Annotated in this window: 23 protein-coding genes and 1 tRNA gene; 7 read left to right on the top strand and 17 right to left on the bottom strand. The window is 43.8% G+C overall.

The window, feature by feature from the left end; genetic code table 11:
* Window positions 1-80: 80 nt before the first annotated feature.
* Window positions 81-578, bottom strand: a complete 498-nt coding sequence (locus tag DS891_RS16025; protein WP_010605630.1) for an RDD family protein — start codon at window positions 576-578, stop codon at window positions 81-83.
* A gap of 317 nt (window positions 579-895) precedes the next feature.
* On the opposite strand from DS891_RS16025, the gene DS891_RS16020 reads away from it, so the two are divergent.
* From DS891_RS16020 to DS891_RS16010, 3 genes are all read left to right on the top strand, one after another.
* Window positions 896-980 (top strand) — tRNA-Leu (locus DS891_RS16020).
* A 494-nt stretch (window positions 981-1,474) separates the two neighbouring features.
* Window positions 1,475-2,866: a diguanylate cyclase gene (locus DS891_RS16015; protein WP_174170330.1), complete on the top strand. Its 1,392-nt coding sequence runs from the start codon at window positions 1,475-1,477 to the stop codon at window positions 2,864-2,866.
* 44 nt (window positions 2,867-2,910) lie between these two features.
* Window positions 2,911-4,713, top strand: coding sequence for a HAMP domain-containing sensor histidine kinase (locus DS891_RS16010; RefSeq protein WP_174170329.1), 1,803 nt, complete (start codon window positions 2,911-2,913; stop codon window positions 4,711-4,713).
* Window positions 4,714-4,863: 150 nt separating this feature from the next.
* Here the strand turns inward: DS891_RS16010 and DS891_RS16005 are convergent, their stop codons facing one another.
* The 7 genes from DS891_RS16005 to DS891_RS15975 all read right to left on the bottom strand — a co-directional run bounded on the left by DS891_RS16005 (window position 4,864) and on the right by DS891_RS15975 (window position 11,016).
* Complete coding sequence (locus tag DS891_RS16005) at window positions 4,864-6,696, bottom strand: DUF885 family protein (protein WP_010607720.1); 1,833 nt, start codon at window positions 6,694-6,696, stop codon at window positions 4,864-4,866.
* Window positions 6,697-6,775: 79 nt separating this feature from the next.
* Window positions 6,776-7,912: a radical SAM family heme chaperone HemW gene (gene hemW, locus DS891_RS16000; protein ID WP_174170328.1), complete on the bottom strand. Its 1,137-nt coding sequence runs from the start codon at window positions 7,910-7,912 to the stop codon at window positions 6,776-6,778.
* The gene (locus tag DS891_RS15995; RefSeq protein WP_174170327.1) at window positions 7,909-8,502 is read right to left on the bottom strand and encodes an XTP/dITP diphosphatase; all 594 of its coding nucleotides are present in this window, start codon (window positions 8,500-8,502) and stop codon (window positions 7,909-7,911) included. Before DS891_RS15995 ends, hemW begins: the two co-directional genes overlap by 4 nt.
* 7 nt (window positions 8,503-8,509) lie before the next feature.
* Entirely contained in the window at window positions 8,510-8,944 is a 435-nt protein-coding gene (locus tag DS891_RS15990) for a DUF4426 domain-containing protein (protein ID WP_010607717.1), read from the bottom strand.
* 10 nt (window positions 8,945-8,954) lie between these two features.
* Complete coding sequence (locus tag DS891_RS15985; protein WP_010607716.1) at window positions 8,955-9,488, bottom strand: YggT family protein; 534 nt, start codon at window positions 9,486-9,488, stop codon at window positions 8,955-8,957.
* Window positions 9,489-9,497: 9 nt separating this feature from the next.
* Complete coding sequence (proC, locus tag DS891_RS15980) at window positions 9,498-10,319, bottom strand: pyrroline-5-carboxylate reductase (RefSeq protein ID WP_174170326.1); 822 nt, start codon at window positions 10,317-10,319, stop codon at window positions 9,498-9,500.
* A gap of 13 nt (window positions 10,320-10,332) precedes the next feature.
* The gene (locus tag DS891_RS15975) at window positions 10,333-11,016 is read right to left on the bottom strand and encodes a YggS family pyridoxal phosphate-dependent enzyme (protein WP_010607714.1); all 684 of its coding nucleotides are present in this window, start codon (window positions 11,014-11,016) and stop codon (window positions 10,333-10,335) included.
* Between the two features lie 30 nt (window positions 11,017-11,046).
* Between DS891_RS15975 and DS891_RS15970 the strand changes: the two genes are divergently transcribed.
* From DS891_RS15970 to DS891_RS15960, 3 genes are read left to right on the top strand one after another with little or no spacing between them, the layout of a single operon-like run.
* A complete protein-coding gene (locus DS891_RS15970; protein WP_010379026.1) occupies window positions 11,047-12,093 on the top strand; it encodes a type IV pilus twitching motility protein PilT in 1,047 nt (348 codons plus the stop codon).
* 14 nt (window positions 12,094-12,107) lie between these two features.
* Entirely contained in the window at window positions 12,108-13,229 is a 1,122-nt protein-coding gene (locus DS891_RS15965; RefSeq protein WP_174170325.1) for a PilT/PilU family type 4a pilus ATPase, read from the top strand.
* On the top strand, window positions 13,207-14,094 hold the full coding sequence (locus DS891_RS15960; RefSeq protein ID WP_174170324.1) for a hypothetical protein: 888 nt from the start codon (window positions 13,207-13,209) through the stop codon (window positions 14,092-14,094). The genes DS891_RS15965 and DS891_RS15960 overlap by 23 nt, the downstream gene beginning before the upstream one ends.
* A 307-nt stretch (window positions 14,095-14,401) precedes the next feature.
* Here DS891_RS15960 and ruvX read toward each other — a convergent pair whose 3' ends face one another.
* The 6 genes from ruvX to DS891_RS15930 form a co-directional block, all read right to left on the bottom strand.
* The gene (ruvX, locus tag DS891_RS15955) at window positions 14,402-14,851 is read right to left on the bottom strand and encodes a Holliday junction resolvase RuvX (protein WP_102056175.1); all 450 of its coding nucleotides are present in this window, start codon (window positions 14,849-14,851) and stop codon (window positions 14,402-14,404) included.
* Between the two features lie 42 nt (window positions 14,852-14,893).
* A complete protein-coding gene (locus DS891_RS15950) occupies window positions 14,894-15,451 on the bottom strand; it encodes a YqgE/AlgH family protein (protein ID WP_010607710.1) in 558 nt (185 codons plus the stop codon).
* Window positions 15,452-15,470: 19 nt separating this feature from the next.
* Entirely contained in the window at window positions 15,471-16,430 is a 960-nt protein-coding gene (gene gshB, locus DS891_RS15945; protein ID WP_174170323.1) for a glutathione synthase, read from the bottom strand.
* A gap of 57 nt (window positions 16,431-16,487) precedes the next feature.
* Window positions 16,488-17,222: a 16S rRNA (uracil(1498)-N(3))-methyltransferase gene (gene rsmE / locus DS891_RS15940; protein WP_010607709.1), complete on the bottom strand. Its 735-nt coding sequence runs from the start codon at window positions 17,220-17,222 to the stop codon at window positions 16,488-16,490.
* Window positions 17,223-17,284: 62 nt separating this feature from the next.
* On the bottom strand, window positions 17,285-17,782 hold the full coding sequence (locus tag DS891_RS15935) for a hypothetical protein (RefSeq protein ID WP_010607708.1): 498 nt from the start codon (window positions 17,780-17,782) through the stop codon (window positions 17,285-17,287).
* Window positions 17,783-17,793: 11 nt separating this feature from the next.
* Window positions 17,794-18,687: a hypothetical protein gene (locus tag DS891_RS15930; RefSeq protein WP_029215930.1), complete on the bottom strand. Its 894-nt coding sequence runs from the start codon at window positions 18,685-18,687 to the stop codon at window positions 17,794-17,796.
* Between the two features lie 79 nt (window positions 18,688-18,766).
* On the opposite strand from DS891_RS15930, the gene glnE reads away from it, so the two are divergent.
* A complete protein-coding gene (gene glnE, locus DS891_RS15925; protein ID WP_174170322.1) occupies window positions 18,767-21,562 on the top strand; it encodes a bifunctional [glutamate--ammonia ligase]-adenylyl-L-tyrosine phosphorylase/[glutamate--ammonia-ligase] adenylyltransferase in 2,796 nt (931 codons plus the stop codon).
* Here glnE and DS891_RS15920 read toward each other — a convergent pair.
* From DS891_RS15920 to tolC, 3 genes are all read right to left on the bottom strand, one after another.
* Window positions 21,559-22,167, bottom strand: a complete 609-nt coding sequence (locus DS891_RS15920) for a TcpQ domain-containing protein (RefSeq protein WP_017217000.1) — start codon at window positions 22,165-22,167, stop codon at window positions 21,559-21,561. The genes glnE and DS891_RS15920 overlap by 4 nt on opposite strands.
* Window positions 22,168-22,193: 26 nt before the next feature.
* On the bottom strand, window positions 22,194-23,117 hold the full coding sequence (lpxL, locus tag DS891_RS15915) for an LpxL/LpxP family Kdo(2)-lipid IV(A) lauroyl/palmitoleoyl acyltransferase (protein ID WP_010607704.1): 924 nt from the start codon (window positions 23,115-23,117) through the stop codon (window positions 22,194-22,196).
* 105 nt (window positions 23,118-23,222) lie between these two features.
* The gene (gene tolC / locus DS891_RS15910; RefSeq protein ID WP_174170321.1) at window positions 23,223-24,569 is read right to left on the bottom strand and encodes an outer membrane channel protein TolC; all 1,347 of its coding nucleotides are present in this window, start codon (window positions 24,567-24,569) and stop codon (window positions 23,223-23,225) included.
* Between the last annotated feature and the right edge of the window lie 192 nt (window positions 24,570-24,761).

The following is a 24,761-nucleotide window of genomic DNA, read 5'->3' as shown; positions in this document are numbered from 1 at the left end:
ATAAAGAAATAGGCCTCATGTTGAGGCCTATATTTTTTATGGACATGGCTAATGGAATAGGCTGCTATTTGAAGCTTAGATTAATCTAAGCTGTTATAAACCTTTTTATTTTCCTCTTTGCTGAGTACTACCACTTCAGTGCCACACAGCATATCCTGGAGCGATCTTTTCTTTTTAAAGTCTAACAACACTATTAGATTACCCAGCCCAAGTAGTGCGCATAGGCTACGAGCGATTGCTTTTGGCCAAGTTAACAGCGCTCCGTCGGGGGTTTGCACTTTTAGGCGCCATGCGCGCATGCCGATAGTTTGACCGCTCTTAGTCCAAAAATAGGCAAAAAACAGCACTGAAACCAACACTAATAAAGTGGCTCTAAGTGTATATAAAATGGGATCCGCTTGGATCAGCGCCGATACGTCTTCATGATTACCAAGCGTGAGCACGTTAAATGAAATTAAGGCATTGATAGTTAGTAAAAATAACACGGTAGTCAGCATTGCGAACGCGACGACCACTAAGCTGTCGTATATAAGTGAAGCCAAGCGACGGCTGAAATTCGCTGGAGCAAAATGTGACATAACAACTCTCATAATTACAAGGTTGCGGGGTATTTTACACATAAACCGATAAAACGTTTACTGAATTACGTTAACTAATGGATTAGTAATGCCCTGTCTTTATAGCTTTGACATGAATAAAGTTGAATTTAGAGCAATATTTAACTACTTGTGTGCAAATAACAAGCAGTTAACGCCTTATTGCAAAAAAATTACTTGCCGTTCTTAATCGCCTTTGTATAATGCAAAGCATAGAGACGAAGGCAAATAAAAAAAGCCTGAGCTCAAAGTGGTTTTTCTTTATTTTCTCTTGTTTTAGAAGATGAAAGAAAAATTATGCCAGTGTGATGGAATTGGTAGACATGACGGATTCAAAATCCGTTGCCTTCGGGCGTGGCGGTTCAAGTCCGCCCACTGGTACCACTTTTTATAACCCTTGCTTTTTAGCAAGGGTTTTTTTATGCCTCGAATTGTAGGTCGAGATTTATCTCGACTAAATTGGCTTTATCTCAATGGATTGGTTTATCTCAATGGATTGGTTTATCTCTACAGACCGTTCTTGCGAAACTGGACTTGGACGCCATGCGGGTGGCGCTAATACAGGTTAAGAGCCCGCCCACTGGTACCACTTTTTATAACCCTAACCAATTGGTTGGTTTTTTTTATGCCTCGAATTGTACGTCGAGATTTATCTCGACGAACGAATTGGTCTTATCTCGACAAATAAATTTAAGCGCCACATCACCGGTGCTATTCGCCGCTACAAATCAAGCTGTCTCCACGATTCAACCCATTCTTCTAAACAGACAGTTACTTCCCCACAAAACTGGCGGTTTTCGGTAAATTGCCTATGCTTTTGTAATTAAATTGGTTTATTGTAGATTTAAGCTGCTAAATTTTATTAGGCAAGAGAGGCGATGAAGGTAACTGTAGAAAAGCAAACCATAGTGCTGTTATCGTTGTTTACCATCGTGTTCTGGAGTTTGACTTTCTACGCGGTAAAGCTTATTTCTCACTCTATTGTGGTTCAGGAAGTAAGCGAAAGAACCGAAACGGTAAGGTCTAACATTTCACTTGTCCGCGCTAAAATTGAAAACGCCATATTTATGGACACCTATCTGGCTGAGAGTTTAGCGACCTTTGTTACAATTGATCCTGACTTTGCAATTGAGCATTGGTCTCATGTGGTTGCTAAAGCCGTTGAAAAGTCGACGCTGATTCGCCATGTCGGTCTCGCACCAAATAATATCATTAGTCATGTCTATCCAGTTGAAGGGAACCGAGCGGCTATCGGTTTCGATTTTCGCACTAACCCTGAACAATTTCGCACTGTTGAAATTGCAAGAACCTCTCAAAAGGTATTTATCGCCGGTCCATTACAGCTAGTGCAAGGCGGTGAAGCGTTGATAGCGAGGTTTCCTGTGTTTTCGGATTATCCGAGGAATGAAAACTACTGGGGCGCGATTAGTGTGGTTCTAGATTATCAGAAGCTGCTTGAATACAGTGGCATTAACGAATTGGACAGTGCCACTTTAGCGATTCGAGGTCGAGATGGACGCGGTGAACAGGGGGATGCCTTTTATGGCTCTGCTACCTTGTTTGAAACTCCAGATTTAGTCATCCCAATCAACTTACCATCTGGTGAGTGGCAGCTTGTGGCTGATTATCAAATAGACGAGAGCACTTATGCAAAAGCAAGGCAACAAGCTCAGATTTTGGTTACTGCTGTTGCCTCAATATTGTTTCTCTCGTTATTAGTGCTCTATCGATCGTATCACTTAGCACATACCGCCTCGTTGCAAGATGATTTAACTAAGTTGCCCAACCGTCGCTATGCGATTAGACAACTCAATACGTTACTTGGTCGTTCAGAGCAACCGTCATTTGTGCTGCTTAACCTCGATCTAAATAATTTTAAACAAGTAAACGATAAGTTTGGTCATGAAGTGGGAGATAAGCTGTTACTCCATGTCTCGTCAATTTTGATGAACTCAGTGCGTGTGTATGATTTTATCGCGCGATTGGGGGGGGACGAGTTTGTTATTATTTTGCACAGAGTGTCAGAGGACGCTTTGGTTAACTCAATTATAAAAAATATTAAGGAGCAGGTTGAAAAGCAACCGCTACAAGTTGATAGACACACTATTCAAACGACGGTGAGCGTTGGTTATGCTTTTCCTTCAGCAAATCAAGATAGTGTTTCGGAACTCATGGCTCGCGCTGATCACAACATGTATTACGATAAAAACCTGTCGCAACGACAACAAAAAGAAAGTGAGGTTTTGGAAACAAATCAGGAAACCCAATAGAACTATACTAAGCTTACAGAGTATCAATTAAGTGAGAATGTGCCGTGCAGCTAAAGCAGTCAGTTCTATTTTTCAAAATTGCCGCGTTGACTTCTGCGATTGTGATCATTTTTGTCAGCTGGTTTTTGTATTACGAAGTGAGTCGTAGTGCCCGCCTTACCGCACAACTTACTCAGCTGCAAACCGCTCTACAACGAACCATGGATCAAGAAGAGCATATTCTTATTCGAGCACAAAAAGATGATGTTTCTGCCATCCCGCAATTAAAGTACAGCTATCAGGATAGCTTTAGTAGCTTGCTTAATTCTATGGCCAATGAAGAGGCCTTGCTGCCTTTGCTATTACAACTCGATGAACTGTCAAAAGCCTACTTTAGTAAACTAGACGAACTTATCCGTTTGCATGAGCAACTCGGCTATGACGAAAATGCAGGTATTTATGGTGAGTTCAGACGTAGCGCCCATGCTTTGCAGGAGCGAATTTCTGGTAAGGCTATGCCTCAGTTGGAAATTGCCATATTGGAATTAAGGCGTCGAGAAAAAGACTTTTTATTAAGAGCTGACTTAAGTTATTTACAGCAGCATGAACAACTTGTCATGCATGCTGAGCAACTAATCAAAGACAGTGCGCTTAGTGAAGAGATAAGCAACTTGCTTAAACGTTATGAAGCGGGTTTTGCAAGCTATGTTGCTATTTTGCGAAAGCTAGGTTTGCACGATGGTGAAGGCGTACGTGCGGAGCTATTCACCGAGAAGCAAAAATTAAGAAGCCAGTTTGAACTGGTATCAATCCGTACCCAAGCCGTTACGCAAGAACGTAAAGAAAGTATCATTTTATATGGCCTCATTTTAATTGTACTGATGAATATTGCTGTGCTTATCTTACTGAATTATCAAAATAGCAAAGTCACACGGCATATACTGGCTATTAATAAAGTACTCGTAAAAGTTGCTAAGCTTGAAGACTTTAGCTTAAGGGTGAATATTGACGGTAACGATGAGATTGCACAAATTGCTCATCAACTCGATGACCTATTAGCATTTATTGAAACCTTGCTTGCGCGCCTGAGCGCAGCGCAGCAACGCTTAATCGAAGAAGCCAAAATGGCGAGCTTAGGAAATATGGTGAGTGGCTTTGCTCATGAGCTTAATACACCGCTTGGTGTTGCTATTACCAGCCAATCGCATTTAAAAGAGCAAGTCGCGACACTAAAATCGCAACTTGAACTTGGTAAGTTACAGCGGCAAACCTTGACGACACTAATTACTGAGGCAGAAGCCGCGCTATATTTATTAGAGAATAACCTCCACCGCACAGCCTCACTGGTAGATGATTTTAAGCTAGTGGCAGTGAATCGAGAGTTTGAAGAAAAGAGCGCGTTCAACCTTAAGCATTTAGTTAAAAATGTCTTTGATTGCTACCAATCAGAATTAAACCAAGAAGACTATGCCATTGAACTCGAAATCCCCGAAAACTTAACTTTAATAAGCTACCCGTCGGTGTTTAGCCAAGTTGTTGGGTACAGTATTAACAACTGCATCAAGCACGCCAAGATTGACGGGCAAAAGCTCAATATTGTGGTATCTACCGTGTTAATTAATGACTATATCCATTTTTATTTTAAAGATGATGGTGCCGGTATAGATAAAGAGTTATTGCCCGCTATATTTGAGCCTTTCGTTACTTCAAAGCGTTTTTCGGGGGGGACAGGGCTTGGCTTGAGTATTGTATATAACTTAGTAACACAGAAGTTGAAGGGCGAAATCAAAATGCAAAGCCCAGCGCATGGCGGTGCCTGCTTGCATATTATTTTAACCGGAACAGAGTTTAATTTTATAGAAGAGTAATCTCAGCATGGAATAACAACTCGCGCTCTAGCGGTCGTTATTTCTTATACCGATTTGCTTATCTGAATACAGCTTATGTAAGGTAAATAAAGTAAAAAAGCCAGCATGACTGATCGTGCTGGCTTTTATTCGGTTCATTGGCAGTAGGAGTTAGCCTTTTTTGCTCGCGACCCACTCATCAACAAATGATTCAAGCACGTTTAGTGGAACTGGGCCATTTTTCAGTACGATGTCGTGGAACTCACGAATATCAAACTTATCGCCTAGTTCTTTCTTAGCGGCTTCACGAAGTTCTAGGATCTTCAACATCCCCACTTTGTACGCAGTGGCTTGTGAAGGCATAACAATATGGCGCTCTACCATCTTCACTGCGTCTGACTTAGCATTTGGTGTGTTGTTTACGTAGTAATCAATACCTTCTTGACGTGTCCACTTCATTGCGTGGATCCCAGTATCTACCACTAAGCGGCATGCACGCCATAATTCCATCGCTAAGCGACCAAAGTCTGAATAGGGGTCTTCGTATAAACCCATTTCTTTTGGTACAAGTTCAGAATATAAGCCCCAGCCTTCGATGTATGCAGTGTAGCCACCAAACTTACGGAATTTAGGCATATCTTCTAGCTCTTGAGCAATCGCGATCTGCATGTGGTGACCTGGAATACCTTCGTGATAAGCCAAGGCTTCCATTTGGTAAGTTGGCATCGCTTCCATGTCGTAAAGGTTTGCATAGTAAACACCGGGACGTGAGCCGTCAGGCGCGGGTTGCTGGTAGAAAGCTTTACCTGCAGATTTTTCGCGGAATGCCTCTACGCGTTTTACTATCATGTCCGCTTTTGGCTTAACGATAAACAGCTCATCCAAGCGTGACTTCATATTATCGATCATCGCTTTGGCTTCGGCTAAATATTGTGCCTTACCAGCTTCTGTATTTGGAAGGTAAAACTGTTTGTCGGTTTTCATGAACTCCATAAAGGCTTTTAAATCGCCTTTGAAGCCCACTTTCTCTTTGATTGCTCGCATTTCGTCATGAATACGCGCCACTTCAGATAAACCGATTTCGTGAATTTCTTCAGCGCTTAACGATGTGGTTGTCGTACGTGCTAGGGCGTTATTATAAAATTTTTCGCCGTTAGGGAATTTCCACGCACCGTCACGTTTGTCTGCTTTTTTCTCAAGTTTATGTAGGTAACCAATCAACTTGTTATAAGCAGGCTTTACTGCTGTTGTTAGCGCATCTGTTGCTTCTTTTACCAGCGCTGATTTCTCGTCTTCACTGACTTCAAGTGTTGCTACTTTGCGTTTGAAGTCAGCCAGTAACGTTGAGTCGTCACCCGCAGCAAATGGCGCACCTTTGATGATATTTTCACTTGATTCAATGACGTGAGGGAAAACGAATTTTGGTGCAATAATACCTTTATCTGCACGCGCTTTTAAGTCAACGATGAGCTGATCAAATACAGCCGGTACACCGTTTAAGCGTGAAATATACGCTTTGGCATCTTTGACATCGGTAATTTGGTGCTGGTTGATTAAAAATGCAGGCACCATTGAGTGTGTACCATACATCTGATTTACCGGATATGAGTGATAACGCCATTTAAAATCTGCAATGGTGTTTTCAAGACCTTGCTTGAATAAGTCGTAGCTCACTTGCGTATTGGCATCTAGCTTATTTCGATCAATTGCATTAAGCGCAGTTAAGTCTTGTTTCGTCAGTTCAAGATCTTCAAGTTGGCGCGCTTCGCTGCCGTCATCCCACTTGTCGTAGTCTTGTTTGATACCCATATAAGTTTGGTAAACTGGGCTACGCATTACGCCACGGGTAAACGACGCTTCAAAAAGTGCGTTTGCCTTTTCTACTTCACTTTTTACGACTTGTTGTTCAGCTTTTGGAGCAGGTGCTGGAGAGTGTGTGGTTTGTTGACAGCCAGCAAAAAGCGCGACGCTTACCGCTGCTGCTAAAATGGTTAATTTACGCATTTTATACCCTTTTATTATATGTTGCCGAATGGCGGTTTTCATGCGGGTTGCAGTGAATATCACCCGCATAATTTCTATATTAAACAAATAACTCTAGCAGATCGTTGAGGTATCGGTGGCCTTTATTTGTAACTAGCCATGAATCGTTGGTTTCCTCAATCAAACCCTTATCTACGGCCTCAGCAATTTGCGTTGCAATAGCGCTAAGTTCAAGACCAGTGTAGTCAATAAACTGTTGTTTTGATGCGGCAGTTTTTAAACGGAACACATTCATAAAAAACTCAAATGGTCTGTCATCGCTTGCAACATGCCACTGCTCATACAAATAGGGTTTACTCAGATCCATATAGCCACGAGGGTGTTTTACCTTTACGGTTCTTAAGATCTGTTGCTGCTCAGGCAAAGTGATTTTGCCATGCGCACCACAGCCGATCCCAAGATAATCGCCAAATTGCCAATAATTCAAGTTATGTCGACATTGAAATCCCGCTTTGGCATAGCCTGAGATCTCATATTGCTGGTAGCCGTGCTCCGCAAGTAATGCCTGACCTTGTTCTTGGATGTCCCACAGTGTTTCATCCTCAGGTAAAACCGGAGGCTTAGAGGCAAACTGCGTATTTGGCTCAATGGTTAATTGATACCAAGAAAGGTGTGGCGGTGCCATTGCAATGGCTTTTTCTAAATCACTTAAGGCGTCGCTAACCGATTGATTAGGAAGACCATGCATCAAATCAAGATTAAAGCTATTTAACCCTGCTTGATGTGCTTCTTGAGCGGCATTTAGCGCTTCTTGCTCGCCATGAATACGACCAAGTTGAGTAAGCTTTTCCTGTTGTAAGCTTTGTACACCTATCGAAATACGATTGATGCCAGCCGCGACATAATGCTTAAAACGATCTGTCTCAACTGTACCTGGATTTGCTTCTAAAGTGACTTCAATGTCATCCTCAAAACCAATTAGCGCCTCAATTTCACTGAGTAAATAGCGGTACGCTTCACCTGAAAGCAGACTAGGGGTGCCACCGCCAATAAAAATACTACAGAGTTTACGGCCCTGAACATAGTGAAGATCGGCTTTGATATCGTTGAGCAAATGTTGAATATATTCCGTTTCAGGGATATCGCCCTTTTTACCATGGCTGTTGAAATCACAGTAAGGACACTTTTGCACGCACCAAGGTACGTGCACATAAAGACTTAATGGAGGTAGTTTCACGCGAGGCCTTGAAAGTGACTGACGAGTTGTTTAAGTGCCTGTCCTCTATGGCTGATTGCGTTTTTTTCTTCCTTGGTTAGCTCTGCTGATGTGCAGTCTAAACCTTGTACCTTAAAGATTGGGTCGTAACCAAACCCTTCTCGGCCTTGTTGCGTTGTGGTGATTTCACCTTCCCAACTTGCCTGACAAATAATCGGCGTTGGGTCGTCAGCGTGGCGCATATAAACTAGAACACACCAAAAACGGGCGCTGCGCTCAGTTTGTTCACCAAGCGCTGCGAGTAAGTGATCAATATTTTTTTGGTCGTCGGCGTTTGCGCCAGCATAACGCGCTGAATATACTCCAGGTGCGCCGTTTAACGCGTCTACCTCAAGGCCTGAGTCATCGGCAATGGCAGGCAAGCCAGAAACCTTAGCTGCATGACGTGCCTTGATAATGGCGTTTTCCACAAAGGTCGTGCCGGTTTCTGCAACCTCTGGCACCTTGAAATCACTTTGCGGTAATACCTCAATGTCATACTGATTTAGCATCGCGCTAAGCTCTTTGACTTTACCTTGGTTACCCGTGGCAAGTACCACTTTATTTGACATATTTTCTCTACTCTACATAAAACTTTTGTGAGAACGTGAGTTTGCGGCTTTGCTTACCTTCACTGATCTCAATGTCGAAACGAAAAATATCTTCATCGTCGTAATCTAATTGGGCAAGATAGTATATTGCCTCACCTTCTACGACTTCTTTAAACTCTAGCTGTACGGTTTTACCAAGTAAGTTTTTGGCGCTACCTGCAACGCGTGCCTTAACTGCTGGTTTTCCTGGCTTGTCGGCCAAGACCGAGATATTCACAATCGCTTTGTTACCACTACGAATTAAGCCATACGCTTTTGCAATTGTGGGCTGAACAAAGGTAGACGGGAAGGCGATATAATGCACTTCCCAAGGACCTAAGTCTTTAAATTGGCCGCCTTGTTCATCTTGAGCGAATACGCCCGGTGCAAGCAGCATCATTAACACAATAATAAATGGTTTCATTGGGATGCTCCTATCTCAGTAAATCCATCATTAGAATCTGCAAAAATTGCATGCCGATAATTAGGACTAAAATAGATAAGTCCAGTCCGCCTAGCGGTGGGATCACTTTACGAATAGGTCTTAGCATCGGCTCTGTTAATTGCTCGAACACGGCGGCGACTGGATTGTAGCCTTGCGCTACCCAACTTAAAATGGCACGAATAATAAGGATCCAGAACACCAGACTAAATGCTTCTTTTACTACCGTAATAGCGCCACCAATCAGCGCGCCTAAAGCGTCAAAGTAACCACCGAATAACGCCATCAGCGTCGCCATTTTGGCAAAACCAATCATGAATGCCAGCACCAAAGAGGCAAGATCTAAACCGCCCACACCCGGAATGATTTTTCTCAGCGGGTTCACGGCAAAAGAGGTTGCTTTAACAACCGCTTGGCTTAGCGGGTTATAAAAGTCCGCTTTGACAAGCTGCAACCAGAATCGTAGTAATACGACCATTAAAAATAGATCAAATACGATCCCGACTAAAAATTGCATGGCATTCATTGGTCACCTTTAGATTTCTTTTTCCATTGCTTCAGCGCGCGCGATACATGCATCCATCGCGTCCGCTACGGTTTTTGGTAATTGCTGTGCTTTTAAATACTCAACGGCTGCGTGGGTTGTGCCACCTTTAGAGGTGACGTTAGCGCGTAGCTGAGCAATGCTAATTTCAGGTTGCGATAATGCCATTTCAGCCGCGCCTAGCGCAGTTTGCTGCACAAGCTTTCTGGCTTCCTCAGGACTAAAACCTAGGGCTTTAGCCTTTTCTTCAATGGCTTCCATAAATAAGAAGAAATACGCTGGAGACGAACCTGTTACCGCAATAACGTCGTTGATTTTCGACTCTTCATCAAGCCACAGGGCAATACCTGTGGATGAAAATACTTGCTCAACATAGTCTTTTTCTTCATCGCTGATGTCGACGCCATACAAGCCAGACACACCGCGTCCAAGCAACGATGGCGTGTTAGGCATACAGCGCACCATTTTTACCGGTTGGCCGAGCATTTCTCTCAGTCGTGCAACGGTAATTCCGGCGGCGACAGAGATAAACAGTTTATTGCTAATATCAATATCTGCATCTTGAAAGGTCTGACACAGCTCGGCCATCATCTGTGGTTTTACAGACAAGACAATGACGTCAGCCGCGGCGACTGCTTCTAGATTATCTTGTGTTGTTTTTACCGATAATTGCTCTGCGACTTTGGCAAGTTTCTCTGCATTGCGGTTGGTGGCAATAATAGACTGCGCGTCAAAGCCACTTTTGATCATGCCACCGATAATGGCATAGCTCATATTTCCCGTTCCAATAAATGCAATTGTCTTGTTTGACATTGTGTTATTCACCTCACTGTCGTTTGCCAAAAATATCAGTACCAATGCGAACCATAGTGGAACCTGCTGCAATCGCAGTGTCTAAATCGCCACTCATTCCCATCGATAAGGTATCTAGCTGTTGATATTGGTCCTTTAGTCTATCAAAGCAAGCGCGCATTTGCTGGAAATATTGTAATTGCTTTTGTTTATCATCGGTTTGCTCAGTGATAGTCATCAAGCCACGAAGCTCCAATTGACGACAGTCATTAATAAATTGCGCGAGCGTATCAACCTCATTGGGATGACAACCTGATTTGTTGTCATCACCGCTAATATTGACCTGCAATAGCACCTTGAGTGGCTTCAAGTTTGTTGGTCTTTGCTCATTTAGCCTGCGTGCGATTTTCTCTCTATCCACGCTTTGTACCCAATGAAAGTTTTCGGCGACTAATCTTGATTTATTGGACTGGATTGGACCAATAAAGTGCCATTCAAGCGCTTTGTTTTGTTTAAAATAGGCAACTTTATCAACCGCTTCTTGTACGTAAGATTCACCGAATTGGGTTTGACCTGCCGCAATTGCAGCCTCAATATCGGCGATAGGTTTGGTTTTAGAAACCGCGAGTAATTGTACTGTTTCGCTGAATTGACAGTTTTGTTTGGCTTTTTCTATCCTGCCGTAGGCGTTATCTAAGCGTTCTGCTATTGTAACCATATAGTACTAGTGCTCATTGTGGAGTTATAAATGGATATTACAGAATTATTGGCTTTTAGTGTTCAACACAAAGCATCTGACCTACACCTTTCTTCGGGTGTTTCCCCTATGATACGTGTTGACGGGGACGTACGTCGGGTGAATATCCCGCCGTTAGAAGCAAAAGACGTCAGCAGCCTCATCTACGATATTATGAATGATAATCAACGTCGTGACTATGAGCAAAACCTTGAGGTAGATTTCTCGTTCGAAGTGCCAAATCTGGCGCGTTTTCGTGTTAACGCCTTTAATTCAAATCGTGGTCCTGCTGCGGTGTTCCGTACCATTCCAAATCAAGTGCTGAGCTTAGATGATTTGGGGGCACCAGACATTTTCACTAAGATTTCCGACAACCCACGTGGCTTAGTATTGGTAACCGGCCCGACAGGCTCTGGTAAATCAACCACGCTGGCTGCGATGGTGGATTATATTAATAACAACAAACATCACCATATTCTAACCATCGAAGACCCGATAGAATTTGTTCACGACAACAAGCAAAGCCTTATTAACCAACGTGAAGTACATAGAGACACACACAGCTTTAACGCGGCGCTGAGAAGTGCACTCCGTGAAGACCCTGACGTTATTTTAGTTGGTGAATTACGTGATCTTGAGACCATTCGTTTAGCGCTAACTGCCGCGGAAACAGGCCACTTAGTATTTGGTACTTTGCATACTACCTCAGCACCAAAAACCATCGACCGTATTGTGGATGTGTTCCCAGGTGAAGAAAAAGACATGGTGCGATCTATGCTGTCAGAGTCGCTACAAGCGGTGATTTCACAAACGTTGGTGAAAAAAGTTGGCGGCGGGCGAATCGCAGCGCATGAAATCATGCTCGGGATCCCTGCTATTCGTAACCTTATTCGTGAAGACAAGATTGCACAGATGTATTCGGCAATTCAAACTGGTGCAATGCACGGTATGCAGACCATGGATCAATGCCTTACAAATTTATTAAACCGTGGTTTGATCACACAGCAAGATGCGCGTGCAAAAGCGCATGACAAAAATCAGTTTAATAGCGGCTATTAAGTAGTGGTGTAGCGATGAATATAGAACCGTTTTTGCAAACGATGGCCAATCAGCAAGCATCCGACTTATTCGTTTCGGCAGGGCTTGCGGTGAGCGCCAAAATCGATGGCGAACTTAGAGCCTTAAGTGAAGAAAGACTGGATGCCGCGCAGTCACTGAATCTTGTTACCTCGATTATGAGCGACAAGCAAAAGCAAGAATTCTTTAACACTAAAGAGTGCAACTTTGCGATTGCTAACGATATCGGGCGTTTTCGTGTTTCAGCATTTTGGCAACGGGATTGTGCGGGCATGGTTATCCGCCGTATCGTTACTGCTATTCCTGATGTCAATGAGCTAGGTTTGCCGTCGGTACTGACCGATGTAATCATGTCCAAACGTGGCTTGGTGTTATTTGTAGGTGGTACGGGCACGGGTAAGTCAACTTCGCTTGCAGCACTGCTCGGTTATCGTAATCGTAACCAACGTGGCCATATTTTGACCATTGAAGATCCCATCGAATTTGTGCATCAACACCAAAAAAGCATCATTACTCAGCGTGAGGTGGGCATTGATACTGACAGTTTTGAATCTGCCTTAAAAAGTTCATTACGCCAAGCGCCAGATGTTATTTTAATTGGTGAAATTCGCTCGCAAGAAACCATGGAGTATGCACTGAGCTTTGCTGAAACGGGGCATTTATGCGTTGCAACCTTGCACGCCAATAATGCTAACCAAGCCATCGACCGTATCATGCACTTAGTCCCCAAAGAAAAGCACGATAAACTGAAGTACGATTTGGCGCTGAACTTGCGCGCTATTGTGGCGCAACAACTAGTGCCTTCTTCAAAAGGCGAAGGTCGAGAGGCGGCCATTGAAGTGTTACTGAACTCCCCACTCGTTGCCGAGCTTATTAAAAAAGGCGATATTGGCTCGATTAAAGAGGCAATGGCAAAATCGAAAGACATGGGCATGCAAACCTTTGATCAAGCGTTGTTTGAGCTTTATAAGCAGCAGCGGATCAACTATGCCGACGCACTACATCATGCTGACTCGCCAAACGATCTGCGCTTGATGATCAAGCTGCAAAATAATGAACAAAAAGGTGCGGGCTTCCTACAAGGGGTTACGGTAGATGGGTTGGATTCGAAGAACTAAACGCAGCTACCTATTTTTCACTTTCGTGCTGAGCTTTGCTGGTGTACTTAATGCCAGCGAAGCACTTAATGTTTTTATTAGAGATGATGTCCTCGCAGATTATCAACGTTTTGTTGGTGAGCGCGACGTCACAAAAATTACCGATTTTAGTGGCCAGTATTTACGCCGTGATGTTGTCGATATGGTGATAGCACAGCAAGCCTTGCAAAAAGGTGGCTTCGACAAAGCATTTATTTTTACGCCAGGTTTTGTCAGTTTTCGTGAATCCAATTTGCTTGAAAAAGGGGAACAACTACTTCACTTTGATAGTTATTGGAAAGCAGACCTTGAAAATAAAGGTCGGCTGCTTTTCATCAGTGAGCCCGTTATTCAAAAAGGTCAGTATTTTGCTGGTATTTATCACGGGATAGATAATCAAAAAGTAAAGCAGCTAAAAGCGGAGCAAGGGCTCACTCAGTTAACTTCGGTATCGAACCCTAAGTGGCAGACTGATTGGCAAACCTTGGAGTCACTTCCGCTTAAACAGCTTCATGCTGAACCCGATTGGATGTCACAAGCGCGTATGGTGAGCAAAGGTTGGGTCGACTTTATGTTGATGCCGCTTATGCCGAAGCTAGATAATCGTTTTGTTTTGGAAGATGTTGAGCTCATTGCTAATGAACATCTAGTCGTGCTGTTAAACGACAGCAGGCACTTTGCGGTGTCTCGGCTTCATCCAGAAGGTGAACGAGCGTTTGCTGCATTACAAAAAGGTCTTGCAATACTTCGTGAGCAAGGCCGGATCACTGGCGCATATCAGCAAGCAGGGTTAATACCTGATTTGGATAAGTACCAAGTCGTAAACCCCGTACAGGAGATCCGCTAGTCATTCATACACTATTCGTGGCTAGAGTTGCTTTGCTAGGTGTACAAAAATGGCGATTTCACCAAAGTGTTTAGGGGAATAAGAGTTGCCTTACTGCTGGTGATTGAAAGCGTTGAGAGTCCGTTAAATATGATGGACTTTTACAGACAGTTAGCCGTACCTTTAATATCAGTACTGAATTTTTGATATTAAAGGTCGGCGTTAGATTGATATTTTTAGTGTGTTATCGCTACACCGACTATGCCGTGTATGAATATCAATTCACTTGGTGGAAAATAAAGCTCAACAAGCCCAAGAGTTAGGCAGGCTATTCCCACATTGCCTCAAAGTAGCTTTCGAGAATGATACAAGCAGACATGCCGTCTACCTTACCTTTTGCGAGGTTCTTATAGCCACCTTGTTCAAATAAGCGTGCTCTGGCGTCAGCTGTCGTCAAGCGCTCATCTTGTGTTTCTACCGGCAACCGGAAGTGGTTATGCAGGCGGTTGGCAAACTTTTTTGCCCTGAATGTTAAATCTTGATTGGTACCATCCATATTCAGTGGTAAGCCAACCACTAATAAATCAGGTTGCCACTCGTTAATGAATACCGCGATGTCATCCCAATTTGGAATACCATCGTTTGCCTTAACTGCACCTAAGCTTGATGCGGTTGCGGTGATTTCTTGGCCGATAGCCAAGCCGATACTTTTAGTGCCAAAGTCAAAACCGATGATGCTACGTTTACCTTTAGGCACTTTTTCTTTTTTGATTTCCATGAATACTTCGTTTATTAACCTAAGCTCAAAATGACAGGCTAGTTACGCATGACCCGCTTGCGAGCTTAATTGTGCAACGTCGAAACCAAGCATTTGCACTGCTTTTTCCCAACGCTTTTCGGGTGGCGTATTAAATATGATTTCGGGGTCAGCCTCGACGACTAACCAAGTGTTTTCTTTCAGTTCTTTCTCTAGCTGACCACTTACCCATCCGGCGTAGCCCAAGGTGATGATAAATCCTTCGGGAGAGTGTGATGACGTTAAAGAGGCTAAAACATCTTTTGATGTGGTGATCATAATTTCGGAACTAAGCTCTTGGCTTGAGGCGTAACCAAACTTTGGCGTATGTAATACAAAGCCTCTGTCGGTATGAACAGGCCCACCTGCGTAGATATTTACCTTAGCCGCTTGGCTAGATTTGTCGTTATCGATATCAATTTGATCAAGCAATTCGCCCACGGTGATATCGATAGGGTGGTTTACCACCAACCCCATCGCGCCATCTTCGCTGTGTTCACAAAGATAGGTTACCGTATGATTGAAAAAAGGGTCGTCCATGCTGGGCATTGCCACTAAAAAGTGATTAGCGAGTGATTTCATAACCAGACCCCCTTAATGGTTAGTTTTTAGTATGGTCGAGTTTTCGCTCGATCGCATCATAAAACTTATCCATAATTGAAATGTCATACGCCGCTTCAATTTCTTTTACGCAAGTTGGTGCGGTGACGTTGATTTCGGTGAGCTTATCGCCAATGATATCTAGGCCAACGAATATTAGGCCCTTTGCCTTTAACGTTGGGGCAATGGCTTCGGCAATTTTACGGTCCGATTCGCTAATAGGTCTTGCTTCACCACGGCCGCCTGCCGCGAGATTACCACGAGTTTCACCGCCTTGTGGAATGCGAGCCAAGCAGTACGGCATCACTTCACCGTCTACCACTAACACGCGCTTATCACCGTCTTTAATGGCTGGAATATAGTTTTGCGCCATCGCATAGCGAGAACCATGCTCGGTAAGTGTTTCGCAGATCACGCCAATATTTACATCATCTTGTTTCACTCTAAAAATAGACGCGCCGCCCATCCCATCTAAAGGCTTGAGAATGATATCGCCATGTTTAGCTAAAAACTCGCGAATTTGTGATTGATTACGCGTAACCAAAGTATCTGGAGTATGCTCACTAAACCACGCCGTAAAGAGCTTTTCATTGGCGTCGCGCAGACTTTGTGGTTTATTTACCACAAGCGAACCCGCAAGTTCAGCGCGCTCAAGAATATAAGTGGCGTAAATATATTCAGTGTCAAAAGGCGGATCTTTACGCATTAAAATAACGTCAAGGTCGCCTAAGTCGATTTCTTGTTTCTCAGCTAGTTCATACCAATGGGAAGTATCGTCAAATACCTGCGCTTTTGCCGCGGTTGCTTTGGCAACGCCTTGGTACAAGAAAAGGTCATTCATTTCCATGTAATACAATTCATAGCCGCGCTGCTGTGCCGCCAGCATCATGGCAAACCCGGTGTCTTTTTTAATGTTAAAGCCACTGATTGGATCGGAAATGATCCCTAATTTAATCGTCATAGACGCTCCCATTGCGCTTGCTGAGTTTACCCATGATATGGGGGTTGCTCTGTGTATTTAAAGTGCTAAATCGCCAAATTGCAGCTGTAGTGCGCTCAGTACCGTTAGCGCTGCGGTTTCTGTACGAAGTACACGTGGGCCTAAACGGACATCAACAAACCGCTGTTGAGCGGTAGCATCGAGCTCTTCATCGGTAAAGCCGCCTTCAGGCCCCACTAAAAAGCGGATCCCAGACTGACTATACGGCAGTGTTTTTATTGAATGTTCGGCGCGAGGGTGCAGTGTGATTTTTAACTCGTCGCTTTGCTGTGCAAGCCATTCAGACAACTCCATCGGTGGGTTAATAATAGTGATGGTATTACGTCCGGATTGCTCGGCCGCGGCAATTGCTATCTTTTGCCATTGCTGGTGTTTTTTTGCTAGACGCTCGCCACTTAATTTAACGCCACAGCGTGTGGTAAACAAAGGGGTGATTTCGCTCACACCCAGCTCTACCGACTTTTGAATTGTGAAGTCCATTTTATCACCGCGAGAAATCCCTTGCCCAAGATGTATGGCAAGTGGGGATTCTACATTTTTGTCTTCAAATGATTCAGGTACAGCAACGACTTTCTTTTTCCCAACTTCACTTAATTGACATAGGTACTCGCCGCCCTGTCCGTTGAACAGGCTGACTTTATCTTTGGTTGTCATTCTAAGCACTCGGCCTATGTGTCCTGCGGCGTCATCGTCCAAAGTAACTGGCACACCAATGGCCAAAGGCGAGTCTTGATAAATATGTGGAATACGCATAATTCGATTATTCAGTTGCTGTTTTGTGGCAATGGTAAGCGCTCGCGCACGGTTAGTCTACATCATCCTGCCACTTTAGCTTTACCGCAAAGTAACCCGGTGAGCTTAGCAAGCATCAAGTCAGGGTCGGGGAGGCCCGCGGTATCCGGATGACAAGATAAGTGATTGATTAATGCTTGTGAGTGCTGTTTAGTGATCTGAAAACCTTGCGGGGTTTGTTCGATTAAAAACCGGTGTGGGTGAAGAGAATCAAAAATAAAGCGCTGCTCCTCGGTAGCTAAATGATAGTCCAGAGAATAGAGCAGCACAGCATTAATGTTATGATGACGGTGCAAATAGCTGGCAAGTTCAGAGACGCTGATTTCATTGTCAAAGTCACAATAACAGTAGTCTTTTATTTGCTCTTTAAACATCATCTTGAGCATTTGTTTGGTGTTGTCACCTGCGATAATTATATTACTGGCTTGGCTAGAGCGCACATTTTGCAAATGCTCGACGAGTTCTTGGCTAAAATCCCAATTGCTATCTACCAGTAAAAGTCCATCACTTAAAGCATTCATGCAGTATTGCGTTACACCGAAAACAAGTTAATAAGTAAATAGCCTATTGAGCAGAAAACTGCAAACTCCAAACATGCGATGCCAACGTTATCTTGGTGGTCTACCTCTAGACCAATATTGACCTTAGGTAAGGATAAATGCAGCAATACGTAGCTACCAATGTAAAGAAAAAGCCACATTACACCGCAATGCATGACAACCGAAAACAAGTTTTCTACCACTTTTGCTCCATGGTAGGGAGCGCTGTGCAGCCCCGCATACATGGCTAAAGAGAGGCCGATGGATTTGCCTGCATAACGAATACCAATAGAAGTGTTTCTGAGATTAAAATTTTGCTGTAAAGAAGCCCCTTGATTGAACTTGGCAAAGCGACTTTCTCTGATTTTACTATCTAGCGTATAAAGCAGCTGCAATAGCATAAAGCCGAGGGCTACGACTAATAGATCGCTCCAGCCTTTCGGGTGCACCCAATGATATAAACCAAGCACCAATATGGTGTTACCGAGTAACATGCCGGAGTCCACCATCGCGGCGCAGATATTTTGCTTTAAAATCGCTTCTTCTTCGTCAAACTGATACAGAATCCATTTGCGATGGATCCATTGGCCGAAGTATACAAAGGCAATGATCAACCCTATATGTAAGGCCACTTGCAGAGGGTGTGCCTGCGCCCTCACCACGCCTAAGTCATTGAATAAGTATGCAACACAAATACACAGCATCGTCACTTGACTGGCATAGCTGATCCCAAGTGCAAAGTTGTCACGTTGTGCGAGCTCGTCATCAAGGAGATTGTTGGCGCTACGTTGGATCATTAAGCGCAGCAAAATAGTTAAACCGCAGACAATGACAAAGCAAATCAAAATCGCTAAAAAGTTGATATTGTTTAAAGACAAATAACTCATACTCGGTGTAAGGTTGTGTTTTAGATAGAGTTACTATAACACTGCTCACAAAGAGAGCCAGTCTACCGTGGAGTTTTTTATGTCGGAATTGTTTGTTCAAGCAGCGCTAAATACGCTTGCTCAAGAGCGTTACCAAATGATTTATGGTGATGCGCCGATGGAGCCCAAACTGGCACGGTTACTGGCGTTGAGTGATTTTGCCGAGCGTACGCTTACACGATTTCCTGAGTGGGGAGCTTGGCTGCTCGATGAATCGCAGATGCAAATGCGCGACTGTCCTGATGTGTTTGACTTTTCCGCGCCTTTGGTTGAAGAAAAACAAGCTTGGCAGCAGCTGCGTCACTATCGGTTAAAGTATTGGCTTAAAGTGATGTGGCTGGATTTGGTTGCAGGCAATGAGATTGATGACAGTATTCGCTATATTTCGCAGCTGTCCGATACCTTGATTTCAAATGCGTACCGATGGGCGTACTTAAGCGTAGAAGCGCAATCAGGCTCACCAAAAGATGAGGCTGGTAACTCGATACCTATGACGGTATTAGGCATGGGAAAGCTTGGTGGTAAGGAGCTGAATTTTTCCTCTGATATCGATTTGATCTTTGCCTATCCGAGAAGTGTCGACACATCCGGTGGCCGGCGCAGTATTGAGGCGCAAGTTTTTTACACTAGAGTGGCACAAAAACTTATTTCAGCGCTTAATCAAGTTACCATTGATGGCCAAGTATTCAGAGTCGATATGCGTTTAAGACCATTTGGGGATAGTGGTCCTTTGGTAATGAGCTATGCCGCGATGGAAGATTATTACCAAGATCAAGGTCGAGAATGGGAGCGCTATGCGATGTTAAAGGCGCGGCCAATTGGTGAACCGTCGCCGTATTGGCAAGAGTTTTACGACTTAATTCGGCCGTTCGTCTATCGCCGTTATATCGACTTTTCTGTGATAGATTCACTGCGAAAGATGAAAAATATGATTGCCCAAGAGGTGAGACGCAAAGGCTTAACGAATAACATAAAGCTGGGCGCTGGTGGCATTCGAGAAGTAGAGTTTATTGTGCAGGCTTTGCAACTGATACGCGGCGGTCGCGAAACGCCATTACAAACCCCTTCATTGTTACAGGCATTAGAAGAGCTTGAAGCGCTTGATATTGTCCCTGTCGAGGTCAAAAACCGTCTGCATGAGAACTATTTAGTGCTGCGTAAAGTTGAGCAATATCTACAAGCATTTGACGACAAACAAACGCAAACTTTACCCGACAACAACTTAGATTGTCTGCGCCTGAGCCACTTATTGCAATGTAACGATTACGCCGAAGTTGAGCAAATGCTAAAGGTTGTGACGCAGCATATCCGGGCTGAGTTTAGTCAAGTCATTGGTGAACCGCCTGAAGAAGAATTAGATGAAGACGATAGCGCGGTTTACGCGTGGCAAACGGGAGAAATTGCTCAGCTAGGCCAGTGCCGAGCTGCACCGTGTTTTGAGACTTGGCAAACTGACTTGATGGAGTTTAAACAAGGGCTAAGTAAAAAGCAGGCGGGCACTCGTGGTCGCGATATTCTCGATAAGTTAATGCCAGCCTTGCTACGAGAGCTTAGTAAACAAAACATGGAGCCGGCGCTCGCTCGCGTGCTCAGTGTGATCAATAAAGTAGCGTCTCGTACTGCATATTTGGAGCTACTTTACGAAAATCACGGTGCGTTGACTCAACTTATCAAGCTTTGTTGTCATAGCGCGTGGATTGCTGAGCATATTGCGAAATACCCGATCCTCCTTGATGAGCTTATCGACCCACAAACTCTCTACAAACCTTTGCCATTAACGGCCTATAAAAACGAGATCCAGCAAGCATTTTTACGTATAGATGAGCAAGATGTTGAGCTACAGATGGAAGCGCTGCGACAATTTAAACAAACGCATCAGCTAAAAGTCGCGGCTGCAGACGCCACTGGCGTGTTGGATATTATGAAGGTGAGCGATCATCTAACTGCGCTTGCTGAGGCGATTATCGCAAAAGCCGTCGATATTGCTTGGGGGCATATGGTGGCGCGTTTTGGTGCGCCTGAAGGTGCAACAATAGAAGAAAAAGGCTTTGCTGTAATAGCGTATGGCAAGGCTGGGGGATATGAGCTCGGTTACAACTCAGATCTAGACTTAGTGTTTGTGCATAATCGTGACGGCGAAAGCCAAACTCAGGGTGATAAAGCTATCTCTTCAAGACAGTTTTATATGAAGCTGGCACAGCGTTTAATGCATTTGTTCAATACCAAAACGCTCTCTGGCATGCTTTACGAATTAGATACTCGACTTCGCCCTGAAGGAAACTCGGGCTTACTCGCTATCAATCTAGAAAGCTTTTACCAATACCAGTTAGAGCAAGCTTGGACATGGGAGCATCAGGCGCTAGTGAGAGCTCGTATGGTGTTAGGTGAGTCGAAAATGGCCGCACGATTTGAGGAAATACGTCATGCAATACTAATGCAGCAGCGAGACATGCCTAAATTAGCGGAAGATGTTCGCAATATGCGTGAAAAAATGCGAGCCCACCTTAACCAAGATAGTGACAGTCACTTTGACTTAAAGCAGGGAATTGGCGGCATGACGGATATTGAATTTATCAGTCAGTACATTGTGTTGCGATATAGCAGTCAGTATCCAGCACTTTGTACTTATCCAGATAATATACGTATTTTAGAGCAAGCGGGTGAAGTTGAAGTGATTGATAGTGATGAAATGAAGCACTTAATCTCTGCATATTGTTTGTTTAGAGATCAATATCATTTTAATAGCTTAAACCAATTAGGCAGGGTTGTTGGGCGTGAAGCGTTTGATCAACACGCACAACAAGTCACTCAAGTTTGGCAGCGGGTACTTGCTTAACCCGCTAGCTTACGGCAGTTTTCACGTACATAGATTGGTGGGTTTTCGGTGATAACCGCAGCACGCTCTCGCGGGCAGAAAAATGTGTAGACTTGAAATTCAAAGTCGTCGTTTATCGCCGTTCCAACCTGATAGAGTGCAGAAACAAAGTCAGTATCGAGACGGAAGTTATACTTCACCACATAGTCACGCTCTAGATACCAAAACAGTTCCACACCTTCTTCTTTGGCTTGCTTTGTAAGTACATCTTTTAAAGTATCGCCTGTGTCAAAGCGTCTTGGTTGTTTTTCACCGGTCCATTTAGGGTTAGATGGTTTAACTGCGAGCGCTCTTTGTGCTAGCGCATCGTCAAGCGGATAGGTGGGCTTTCCGAGTGTGATAACATACTTTTCACGATCGGTATCACGATTGCTCATGCTATTTCGAAAGCTTTCGTAAAATTGCGACAGGCCTTGCGCTGCAACATTGGTGGTTTCCCTAAAGTTCATATCTTTAGAGGCACCAAAAAGAAAATAGTAGGCAGCCCAAATGAGTAACACGCCTAGTGATAGGTGTTTAGTCCAAAACCAGATTGACGATAATTTATTTTTTTTCTTCTTAGCCATTTCAAACTACTCCAAGACTCTAGGCCCTAATAAAACGAAGGTGCCTTTTCATCAGGTCGCGTTTTAAAGCGACGATGCACCCACATATATTGATCCGGCGCACAATTGATTGCTTGCTCCATTCTCTCGTTGACGCGAGTAACATCTGCAAGATCATTGCCACTTGGGAATGCTTCTAAAATAGGTTGTATGTCTAAATGATACATCCCTTTTGCGTCTCTCGTACAGTGTAAGCTTAAAGTCTCAGCCTTTTTGCTTGAAGAAAATAATAAAGTACCAGTTGTTGTTGCTGCATCAGGAACCGCAAAGAAAGGGGCAAACTCACAGCGCTTGCGGCCATAATCTTGATCTGGCAAGTAATAACACACGCGTTTGCTTGAGAGTGTTTTCAATAAGCCTTTGACGTCTCGCTTAGTGACTAAATACTCATTTGAGCGTAGTCGCCCACGGGTCATAAAAAACTCCATAAGTGGATTATTGTGTGGGCGATAAAAGCCAACACCTTGCACTTTAGTGCCTAGCACTCGGCTTGCCATCTCAAGATGCAACATATGGGGAACCAGCATAAGTACCCCTTTTCCTTGCTTTTGCACGGCTTCAATATGCTCTAATCCCTTAATAGAGCCCACTACTTGATTGATGCGCCACTCTGGCCACCACCATGCCATCCCCGTTTCAAGAGTTGCTATGCCGGTATTTTCCATATTTTTTAGTAGCATAGCTTTGTGTTCTGCTTCACTTAGCTGTGGAAAGCAAAGTTTCAAATTGACATCAGCAATATGACGGCGGCGTTTCATATATTTATGAACTAGACGTCCAAGGCCTCTACCCAGTGTAAATTGAACACCTTGTGGGAGCCATGAGATCAAATACAGGGCGAAAACACCAAGCCAAGTCAGCCAAAATTTAGGTGCTAAGAATGACCATCTGAAAGGTGAGTGAGTAACCAAAGTAATATACCTGAGACTTAATTGAAGAGGCTAGTTTATCTATATTGCTGTAAAAATACAAAAAGCCAGCATAGCTGGCCTTTTCAGAGGTGATAATCGAAGTACTTAGCCTTCAATCAAACCTTGGTTAATTGCTTCAAGATCGGTACGAGATAGTGTACCTGCTGCTTGTTTTAAGCGTAGCGATGATAGTACGTAGCGATAACGGATATCAGCTAAGTTACGTTTCGCGTTATACAGGTTTTGCGTGCTGACTAGTACGTCAACGATGGTACGAGTACCTACATCAAAACCCGCTTCAGTTGCTTGTAATGCACTTTCTGCTGAAACAACCGCTTGCTCTAGCGCACGGTAAGTTGCAACGTCTGAAACCACTTGGTTATAAGACGTGATCACTGATCGTGTCATGTTACGCATTGCCGCTTCCATATCTTCGCTGCTAGCAACAAAGTTTGCGCGAGCTTGATCTGTTGCTGCAACTGTACGGCCACCTGTGTAAATTGGTACGTCTAACGTTAAGCCTACCGAAGTTCTGTCGCTACGTGGTGCATGTTGTCTACCTGCACTGTCAGCTAAAGAATCAGAGTAAGTAGCGTTTAAGTTTAGTGTTGGGTAATGCCCAGATTTAGCTAAATCAATTTGATCTTTTGCGATGTCTACCGCAGATTTTGCAACTTGAAGGTCTAGATTCTTCGCTTTTGCAATTTCGATAAAATCGTTCGTATTCTGCGTAGGCTTAACTGTTGAGAACTTTTCAGTGTTTAACTTATCTAGCTTAGCGTGGTACTTACCAGTAATCGTACGTAATGTTTCACGTGCTGTTTCAACTGCATTACTTGCTATGATTTCGTCTGCAACTGCACGGTCAAATTGTGCTCTTGCTTCATGCACGTCTGTAATTGCTGTCAAACCTACTTCGTAGCGTTGTTTTGTCTGCTCTAGTTGACGTTCAATAGCGCGCTTCTCGGCTTGTACAAACTCTAGGCTATCTAACGCACTTAGTACATTAAAGTAACCTTCAGCGATACGGACAATCAAAGTTTGCTTTTGCTGCTCATATTGCGTCGATGCTTGCATTGCACGTTTTTCTGCAATTGAAAGACCCTGCCAAGATGCCATATCAAAAATGGTTTGGCTTAGAGAGATTGAACGCTGAAAGGTGTCAGTGTCAGACTCAAACATGGTGTAGCCTGTCGAGTCATTTTGCTGGCTCGATGGACCTTCAGAGTTAACGTCTGTATAACTCATTTGAAAGCCAAGCTGAGGTAGCAATACGCCTAATGCTTGGTCTTGTGCATATTTTTGCGCATCAGCCTGCGCTTTAGCCTTTAATACGGTAGGATCGTTAGCCGTTGCAATGTCGTATACTTGCAGTAGGTCTTCCGCGTGGGACAGGCTGCTTGAAAGTGCGCACGACAACCCAACAACTAATGATAGTAGAGTTTTTTTCATTTTTCGCTCAGTCCTTAGACAATTTTTATACTGTCAGCATGTTACCCTGTTTTTGCGGCCCAATTAAAGACCAAATGCGTAAAACATCGCCAACAAGTGTAACAGAATATATTAATACCACTTGGGTATTGTAAAGTGGAAAAAGTTAAAGGTAAACGACTTCGTTTACTTATTCAGGTATGACCCTACTAT

This window comes from Pseudoalteromonas sp. JC28 (assembly GCF_013319255.1).
In the GTDB taxonomy this organism is placed as follows: Bacteria; Pseudomonadota; Gammaproteobacteria; order Enterobacterales; family Alteromonadaceae; genus Pseudoalteromonas.
The sequence above is the reverse complement of the archived record's forward strand: the minus strand, read 5'-3'. Positions and strand labels throughout refer to the sequence as shown.

Coding starts and splice junctions, on each gene's coding strand:
- DS891_RS16025 (WP_010605630.1), bottom strand. CDS start 578: ATGTCACATTTTGCTCCAGCGAATTTCAGCCGTCGCTTGGCTTCACTT.
- DS891_RS15970 (WP_010379026.1), top strand. CDS start 11,047: ATGGATATTACAGAATTATTGGCTTTTAGTGTTCAACACAAAGCATCT.
- glnE (WP_174170322.1), top strand. CDS start 18,767: ATGTCGGAATTGTTTGTTCAAGCAGCGCTAAATACGCTTGCTCAAGAG.
- DS891_RS15950 (WP_010607710.1), bottom strand. CDS start 15,451: ATGAAATCACTCGCTAATCACTTTTTAGTGGCAATGCCCAGCATGGAC.
- proC (WP_174170326.1), bottom strand. CDS start 10,319: ATGTCAAACAAGACAATTGCATTTATTGGAACGGGAAATATGAGCTAT.
- DS891_RS15975 (WP_010607714.1), bottom strand. CDS start 11,016: ATGGTTACAATAGCAGAACGCTTAGATAACGCCTACGGCAGGATAGAA.
- DS891_RS15965 (WP_174170325.1), top strand. CDS start 12,108: ATGAATATAGAACCGTTTTTGCAAACGATGGCCAATCAGCAAGCATCC.
- DS891_RS15985 (WP_010607716.1), bottom strand. CDS start 9,488: ATGAATGCCATGCAATTTTTAGTCGGGATCGTATTTGATCTATTTTTA.
- rsmE (WP_010607709.1), bottom strand. CDS start 17,222: ATGCGTATTCCACATATTTATCAAGACTCGCCTTTGGCCATTGGTGTG.
- DS891_RS15920 (WP_017217000.1), bottom strand. CDS start 22,167: ATGGCTAAGAAGAAAAAAAATAAATTATCGTCAATCTGGTTTTGGACT.
- DS891_RS15935 (WP_010607708.1), bottom strand. CDS start 17,782: ATGAATGCTTTAAGTGATGGACTTTTACTGGTAGATAGCAATTGGGAT.
- ruvX (WP_102056175.1), bottom strand. CDS start 14,851: ATGGAAATCAAAAAAGAAAAAGTGCCTAAAGGTAAACGTAGCATCATC.
- gshB (WP_174170323.1), bottom strand. CDS start 16,430: ATGACGATTAAATTAGGGATCATTTCCGATCCAATCAGTGGCTTTAAC.
- DS891_RS15930 (WP_029215930.1), bottom strand. CDS start 18,687: ATGAGTTATTTGTCTTTAAACAATATCAACTTTTTAGCGATTTTGATT.
- DS891_RS16005 (WP_010607720.1), bottom strand. CDS start 6,696: ATGCGTAAATTAACCATTTTAGCAGCAGCGGTAAGCGTCGCGCTTTTT.
- DS891_RS16015 (WP_174170330.1), top strand. CDS start 1,475: ATGAAGGTAACTGTAGAAAAGCAAACCATAGTGCTGTTATCGTTGTTT.
- DS891_RS15990 (WP_010607717.1), bottom strand. CDS start 8,944: ATGAAACCATTTATTATTGTGTTAATGATGCTGCTTGCACCGGGCGTA.
- DS891_RS15960 (WP_174170324.1), top strand. CDS start 13,207: ATGGGTTGGATTCGAAGAACTAAACGCAGCTACCTATTTTTCACTTTC.
- tolC (WP_174170321.1), bottom strand. CDS start 24,569: ATGAAAAAAACTCTACTATCATTAGTTGTTGGGTTGTCGTGCGCACTT.
- DS891_RS15995 (WP_174170327.1), bottom strand. CDS start 8,502: ATGTCAAATAAAGTGGTACTTGCCACGGGTAACCAAGGTAAAGTCAAA.